At 44.9% G+C, this 2640-nt stretch carries 3 protein-coding genes; all 3 read left to right on the top strand.

Features of this window, described 5'->3' with window-relative positions; all coding sequences use genetic code 11:
* The coding region (locus QZZ43_RS11945; protein ID WP_291859531.1) for a bifunctional 3-deoxy-7-phosphoheptulonate synthase/chorismate mutase type II at window positions 1-1074 on the top strand (1074 nt) is incomplete at its 5' end.
* 16 nt (window positions 1075-1090) lie between these two features.
* Window positions 1091-1867: a prephenate dehydrogenase/arogenate dehydrogenase family protein gene (locus QZZ43_RS11940; RefSeq protein ID WP_291859528.1), complete on the top strand. Its 777-nt coding sequence runs from the start codon at window positions 1091-1093 to the stop codon at window positions 1865-1867.
* Between the two features lie 6 nt (window positions 1868-1873).
* Window positions 1874-2640: tRNA 2-thiouridine(34) synthase MnmA (gene mnmA, locus QZZ43_RS11935; protein WP_291859526.1), on the top strand; the 767-nt coding region annotated here is incomplete at its 3' end.

The raw sequence follows: 2640 nt of genomic DNA, 5'->3' as shown, positions 1-2640 counted from the left end.
ACCAATTACCCTTCCGGGTTTAGAACTGAAGCGCCCCATAATATATCCGGGCCCTGCAGCGCCGAAACTGAAGAACAAGTAATGTCAACTGCCAAAGAACTTGCAGCACAGGGAGTGAAAATATTTCGTGCAGGTATCTGGAAACCGCGTACACGGCCCGGAGCCTTCGAAGGCGTAGGAACAGTAGGTCTTCCATGGCTCAAGCGAGTCAAAGAGGAAACCGGGATGTTTGTTGGCGTAGAAGTTGCCACTGCCCATCACGTTTATGAAGCAGTAAAATTCGGCATTGACCTTGTTTGGATAGGCGCCCGCACCTCGGCAAACCCATTTGCTGTTCAGGAAGTTGCAGATGCCATTAAGGGTATGGACATTCCTGTATTTATCAAAAATCCGGTGAATCCTGACCTTGAATTGTGGATTGGTGCCATTGAACGAATCAACAGAGCCGGAATTACTCAAATCGCGGCTATTCACAGAGGTTTCAGCTCATATGATCAGTCTGAATTCCGTAATCATCCGCAGTGGCAAATCCCCATTGAATTACGTCGCAGAATACCTGAATTGCCCATCATCACAGACCCAAGTCACATAGCAGGAAACCGGGAGTTGCTAGAAGGAATATCTCAGGAAGCGATGGACCTCAACTTCGACGGCCTGATTATTGAGTCTCACACCTGTCCCGATAAAGCCTGGAGTGATGCCAAGCAGCAAATTACACCTGTACGCCTCAAAGAATTGCTTGACAACCTGGTGCTCAGACGTCCAAAAATTGGAGATACTCCACGTGTGACGCTGGATGAATTGCGGAAAAAAATCGACAAACTGGACGATCAGCTATTGGACCTGCTCAAAGAACGTATGAATATTTCTGAAGCCATCGGAAAATACAAATATGAAAACAACATAACCATTCTTCAGACACGCCGTTACGACGAAATCATGAACAACCGTCGGGACCGTGGCAGCCAGCGTGGTTTGGACGAAGAGTTTATTACCCGTATTTTTGAGTCCATTCATGAGGAATCTATCAGCCGTCAGAATGAGATCATGAATAAGGTAACCACAAAAAAATAAAGAAAACCTTTAAGGAATGAAGATATGTATTCTGGGCGCAGGAAAAATGGGAACGTGGCTCACCGACGCGTTGTGTTTGCAACACGAGGCAGCTATTTACGATCCGGACATGGAGCGCCTGCGCTTTGTTTTTAATACCCAACGACTTACCAAACCTGAAGAAATCACTCAGTTTGGGCCCGAATTGCTTATCAATGCAGCCAATTTAAAATATACCATCCCGGCTTTCGAATCGGTGATGGATTATTTACCCGAAAGCTGCATTCTATCAGACATAGCATCAGTAAAAACCGGGTTGAAAGATTTCTATAAAAAAACCGGCAGACGGTTTGTTTCCACGCACCCGATGTTTGGCCCAACATTCGGGAACCTGAAAGAATTGCGTCAACACCACGCTATCATTATCAGTGAATCGGATCACATGGGCAAAACTTTTTTCAAGGATTTTTTCGGTTCCTTAGGACTCAATATCCACGAATACAGTTTCGAAGAGCACGACCAGACTATTGCTTACTCTTTATCGGTTCCGTTCGCTTCAACGCTGGTCTTTGCGGCCTGCATGAAAAAACAGGATGCTCCAGGAACCACCTTTCGCAAACATCATGATATTGCCAAAGGTCTGCTTTCAGAGGACGATTACCTGTTGACGGAAATACTCATGAACCCTTTTACCACCGGACAGGTAGAAAAAATCAGGCAAGAGTTAAAAGAACTCCTTGCATTAATTGAAAACAGAGACACAGAGGGATTACAGGGTTTTTTGAAGAAAGTTCGCAAAAACATCGAAGAATGAAACTTTATGGAAGTCAATAACCGGGTAATATTAGGCATGAGTGGAGGGCTCGACAGTACAATGTCGGCCCTTTTGCTAAAACAGCAGGGCTATCAGGTTATCGGACTTACCTTAAAAACCTGGCATCTCCATCCCGAACAATACAATCAGGAACTCCAAAAAGCCTCTTCGCTTGCCAGAGAATTGGGCATTGAGCACAGCATTCTGGACATCAGCCAGGCCTTTAAAAAAGAGGTGGTTGATTATTTTTGTGAAGAATATCAAACCGGTCGCACCCCCAATCCATGTAATCGTTGTAATCCCCTCATTAAATGGCCCTGGCTTATAAAGAAAGCAGATGAACTCAACTGCTTTTGGGTGGCTACAGGACATTATGTGCAGAAAGAAAAGGAAGACGACCGATGGTACATAAAAAAAGGGGCTGACCATTCGAAAGACCAATCCTATTTTCTGTGGAATCTAAACCAGGACATACTCGAAAGAGCAATTTTTCCTCTTGGAAATCTTTCCAAAAGGGAAGTCCGAAAAATGGCATTAGCCTACGGGTTAAATGAGACTGCCCGGAAAAAGGAAAGCATGGGGGTCTGTTTTCTGGGAGGAACAAACTACAGGGATTTCCTTCTTCAGAAACAGGAAAACACCGAATTACCCGTACGCAAGGGCGAAATCGTAGATGAAGCGGGAACTACACTCGGGAGCCATCCGGGTCTGGCATTTTATACTGTAGGACAGAAAAAAGGCCTGGGTCTTACCGACAAAGTCTATTTTGTTAA

This window comes from Marinilabilia sp., assembly GCF_016278715.1.
Taxonomy (GTDB): domain Bacteria; phylum Bacteroidota; class Bacteroidia; order Bacteroidales; family Marinilabiliaceae; genus Marinilabilia.
This window is presented reverse-complemented; position numbering and strand designations above follow the sequence as displayed.